The sequence below is a fragment of the Streptomyces katrae genome (genome assembly GCF_000966975.1).
Lineage (GTDB): Bacteria > Actinomycetota > Actinomycetes > Streptomycetales > Streptomycetaceae > Streptomyces > Streptomyces katrae.
Genome location: NZ_JZWV01000552.1, coordinates 1 through 3835, shown reverse-complemented (window position 1 = coordinate 3835; position 3835 = coordinate 1). Strand labels below are relative to the sequence as shown.

The window sequence follows — 3835 nt, the reverse complement described above, 5'->3', positions numbered from 1 at the left end:
CCGCCATCTTCATCTGGTCAGCAAGGTGATCCGAAGGAAACGGCCTAGCGCCAGACGGCGGGCTCGGCACTGGGATCCGCCCTCAAAGCGACCGATCACCCGGGGGCGGCAGAGACGTCGACAGAGATAGAAACAAGCCATATCGGCCAGCTACCCCGTGTACACCGTCCCCACTGCATTGCGCACCATAGGCGCAATCGATCGGTGAAACTTGATTCTCGCCGCATGTTAGCGATTACTCAGCGAAGTCGTGTCAACTGCCTTTACATCCGAGAGTAATCGCACCGCACCGGGAGAGTGCTCGTAGCTGGCTAGCATCCATCCGGTCATGACGAAGCCCACCTGACCGCGCATGCTGGCAGGCCGAACGGCAGGTGGGCAACTGAACCCGGAGGCTCAGACATGGCCTGCTGGCCGTGAGGAAGAAGGCCAGGAACGCACAGGCATCCGCACACCTGGCCAACCGATGCGTGTCAAACCAGCGTCAGGAACTCGCAATGATCACGATCATTGTTGTGATCATCCTTGTCTCATCAACGTGGGCCAAGGTCGCTCCTCTCTCACTCACGCGGCGTGAGCACCTCTTGAAGGTGCCGGAGGGGGTGACGCAACCGAAGTGTGGAGCGGATACGGAGCGTGGAGGCCGGTGCCGAAACAAGGCGATCTTGGGGAGCGGGCAGTGCGCCAAGCACCAGGGGCGCTGGACCCGGCGTGGGGTCGCTCAGGCCGAGGCGAAGGAGGCGAAGGCCAAGCTGCGCGGGCTGAGCAAGAAGAAGTGGTCCTGGTGGTGATCAGCTTCTGACATCCACCGCTGACATCAACGGAGGCGAACACCGGCGGTGGCGAGCGGTTGCACGGAGTCGTCGTATCCTGTGCCGGATCGATTCCGGTCCAGTGTTGGACGAGCTTACAAAGCAGATGTCGGCGGTTCGAAACCGTCCGCGCCCACCAGCGAGAAGGCCCCCCGCCGATCATGGCGGGGGGCCTTTTGCATCCACATGTGACGTCAACAGGCACTGGGCCGCGACAGGCTACGCGGCGCGGGGGGTGGTCGGTGGAATGAGTGGTTCGTGGTGGTGCCAGAGGAGGTAGCGGTCCTCCCGGCGTAGCTCTGCCGAGCCCCATTCGATCCGCATCACGCCCTGGTCCATCGAGCAGGCGTACGCCACGATGATCAGCCGCAGTTCCGGCGGAAGCAGGGCTACGTCCGGGTGCAGGGGCTCTTCGTCCAGTTCCTCCAGGCCGAGGTCGAGAACCTGCTGCATCGGCTCTGGGCCGTGGCGCCGGATCAGGTCAGCCCGGAAGCCGGCCGCCTTCCGCAGCCGCGCCGCCGTGACCGGCACATCCTTCTTCGCGTACCGGATGGGGTAGATGACGTTGCCGCCGATGATCATCACAGTGCGGTTCTGTAACCGCCGGGCTATCGCCCCGCTGAGCGGAGAGAGTTTGGCGGCCAGCGTTTCGTACTGCGCCGCGTAGAGGCCGTGGCCGTAGGCCTCCAGCGTCTGGGTGTGCACTCCTTCATGGCCGTGGCGGGCCCTGGTGTGGGCTTCCATGAGGCACGCCGGGATCGCTTCGGTCAGCTGATCGGCCACTGCCCCGAAGGTCGCCCTGGCCCATGGTGTCGCTGAAGTCACCATGCGTTGCCCTCCCCCCTGCGTCGTCAGAACGCTGAGCCGCATCTTCATCACGGTGTGGGTAGTGGATGGGGCATGCAAGAGGGCACCGGTGCACACGCGGCGCATGGCACGGGCCGGCCACCACGAGGGTGGACGCTTCCCTGGTTCACCAGGAGAGGTCGCGCAGGTGTGGGGTGCGGTTCGGGGTGAAGCGGACCAGTTTGGTCGCCGGGTCGTCCAGGGGTTCCGAGAAGCGGGCCGGCCAGGTCCGGGGGTCGGGGCCCAGGTAGCGGGTCAGTTTGCGCAGGGCCCGGGCCCGGTCGAGCGGGACGACCTGGGCCGTGCCGCGGCAGGTCACGGAGAGGACCTCGGCGTCGGCGAGCTCGCACGTGTCGACGACCAGCGCGACGCGGGGATCGACGGCGAGGATCCGCTCCATGCGGGAGTAGGACCCGGTCAGCCACCAGAAGGCCCCGTCTTCCCAGAGGAACCACACGGGCCGGACCTCGGGCCCCTGCGTGGCTACGCGCGCCACGAGGGGGCGGGCGAGGAACTCGTCGACATCCACCTGTTGTGCCTCCCGATCGGGTTCGAAGATCGTTTGGCTGGAGTTTGCCAGGGCCCGGGTGGGGGCTGCACGGGTGGGTGGGGGTGTCAAGGCACGGGGTTTCGGGGCGTGACCGGGGGTGCCGGTCGGCCGCTTACTTGAGGTCCGGTCGCGACGGAACGGCGGAGCGGCGGGATACCGAGAGGAGCAGTAGTCATGTCCCATCACGTTCACACCCCGAGCCCGGCCCCCGCCAGGCGGCGGATGTTCCGCTACATGATGGTCATGACCTCGGCCGCTTTCATCGCCGGCGGCATCGCGTCGCTGCCCGCCTCGACGGGCACCGGGCCCCATGCCGCGCCGGCCGTGACATCCGGCGTGGGGGCGGATGCGGGGCGGCTCATCGGCATACCTGGGAGGTGATCCCCATCCACCAGCCCCCGGCCGGTTGCGGTCGGGGGCTTCGGGGTGTGGGCCGCGGTCAGGCGTTGGGGCGCTTTCCGTGGTTGGCCTTCTTCTTCTTGCGGGCGCGCTTCTTGTTTCCTCGCTTGGCCATCGGGCGTCTCCCTTGATTCGCCGTACGTGGACATTCCGGGCGTTCGTCAGTCTAGGATCCGGGCCGGTTTCCCGCTCGGCGGCGCGGGGACCATCCCGCAGGGGGTGATGGGCGTGCCGGGTGCCGAGGAGTGGATCCCGCCCGTCGGGGCGTTCGGGATCGGGGCCGGCTGGCTGGGGCTGGCGGCCTGGTGGCCGGGCCGGGGCCGGTTCGAGCGGGCGCGGGAGGCCGAGCGGGAGCGGCTGCTCGCGCGGCTGGGCGAGAGGACGGCCGAGCCCGGGGAGACGGGGGACCCTCGGCTGGTGGACGCCTCCGCGGGGCGGGGGGAGGGGGGAAGGGGAACGGCCGACGGGTTCACGCCGATGCTCGTCGAGTACTACGCGTACGGGCTGACGCAGGCCCGTGCCAGTTTCGCCACCAGCCAGTGGTTCGCCGGCGTCGGCGCGGCCGTGCTGCTCTTCGGGATCGCGCTCGGGGTGTGGAAGGCCGAGAGCGGCGGGGAGGCGTACGTGGGGGTGGTGACCAGCTCCGTCGGGGTGGTCGTCACCCTGGTCGGGCAGCTCTTCCACCGCAGGGCCGACGCCGCCCTGCGGCACATGGCAGCCCAGACCGCCTCCCTCAGGGAGGACCGGCGGGCCGCGGAGGGCACCCGGCAGGCGATCGCCCTGCTGGAGGAGGTCGCCGATCCGGAGCTGCGGGGACGGCTGCAGGCCGGGCTCATCATCAGGCTTTCCGGGGCCGAGCTGCCGCCCGCGGGGTCATAGTGGAGGTATGTGCCGTTCCATCAAGACCCTGCGCCCGCCCGCCATCCCCGAGAAGGCCACCGAGGAGGAGATCCGCGCGGCCGCGCTCCAGTACGTGCGGAAGGTCTCCGGGTTCCGGGCGCCGGCCGCGCACAACCGGGAGGTGTTCGACGCCGCCGTGGACGCCGTGGCCGAGGCGACGCGGCTGCTGCTGGACGGGGTGCAGGTGCGCGGGCGGGCCGCTGCCGCGGTGTGAGCGTCAGCGGGCCTCCGCCGCGCGGCGGCGCAGCAGCCAGACACCGGCGCCGAGCGCGCCGGCCGCGAGGGTGCCGCCGACGGCGATCTGGCCCCGGCTCATGGAGTCCATGCT

At 69.4% G+C, this 3835-nt stretch carries 7 protein-coding genes; 3 read left to right on the top strand and 4 right to left on the bottom strand.

The window, feature by feature from the left end; translation table 11 throughout:
• Positions 1 to 665 precede the first annotated feature (665 nt).
• Positions 666 to 791, top strand: a complete 126-nt coding sequence (locus VR44_RS48470) for a hypothetical protein (protein WP_281187161.1) — start codon at positions 666 to 668, stop codon at positions 789 to 791.
• A gap of 240 nt (positions 792 to 1031) precedes the next feature.
• On the opposite strand, the gene VR44_RS20020 is transcribed toward VR44_RS48470, so the two are convergent.
• The 4 genes from VR44_RS20020 to VR44_RS49180 form a co-directional block, all read right to left on the bottom strand.
• Positions 1032 to 1640, bottom strand: coding sequence for a hypothetical protein (locus VR44_RS20020; RefSeq protein ID WP_045948922.1), 609 nt, complete (start codon positions 1638 to 1640; stop codon positions 1032 to 1034).
• Positions 1641 to 1785: 145 nt separating this feature from the next.
• On the bottom strand, positions 1786 to 2187 hold the full coding sequence (locus tag VR44_RS20015) for a pyridoxamine 5'-phosphate oxidase family protein (protein ID WP_245692022.1): 402 nt from the start codon (positions 2185 to 2187) through the stop codon (positions 1786 to 1788).
• 251 nt (positions 2188 to 2438) lie between these two features.
• On the bottom strand, positions 2439 to 2570 hold the full coding sequence (locus VR44_RS48465) for a hypothetical protein (protein WP_281187160.1): 132 nt from the start codon (positions 2568 to 2570) through the stop codon (positions 2439 to 2441).
• A gap of 77 nt (positions 2571 to 2647) precedes the next feature.
• A complete protein-coding gene (locus VR44_RS49180; protein WP_099895366.1) occupies positions 2648 to 2722 on the bottom strand; it encodes a 50S ribosomal protein bL37 in 75 nt (24 codons plus the stop codon).
• A 113-nt stretch (positions 2723 to 2835) separates the two neighbouring features.
• Between VR44_RS49180 and VR44_RS20005 the strand changes: the two genes are divergently transcribed.
• A complete protein-coding gene (locus VR44_RS20005; RefSeq protein ID WP_245692020.1) occupies positions 2836 to 3486 on the top strand; it encodes a TRADD-N-associated membrane domain-containing protein in 651 nt (216 codons plus the stop codon).
• A gap of 7 nt (positions 3487 to 3493) precedes the next feature.
• Positions 3494 to 3721, top strand: coding sequence for a DUF2277 domain-containing protein (locus VR44_RS20000; protein WP_045948918.1), 228 nt, complete (start codon positions 3494 to 3496; stop codon positions 3719 to 3721).
• Positions 3722 to 3835 lie beyond the last annotated feature (114 nt).

Bases quoted from the DNA above. Each gene is read 5' to 3' on its own strand.
- VR44_RS20020 (WP_045948922.1), bottom strand. From the start codon at position 1,640: ATGGTGACTTCAGCGACACCATGGGCCAGGGCGACCTTCGGGGCAGTG.
- VR44_RS48465 (WP_281187160.1), bottom strand. From the start codon at position 2,570: ATGAGCCGCCCCGCATCCGCCCCCACGCCGGATGTCACGGCCGGCGCG.
- VR44_RS20000 (WP_045948918.1), top strand. From the start codon at position 3,494: ATGTGCCGTTCCATCAAGACCCTGCGCCCGCCCGCCATCCCCGAGAAG.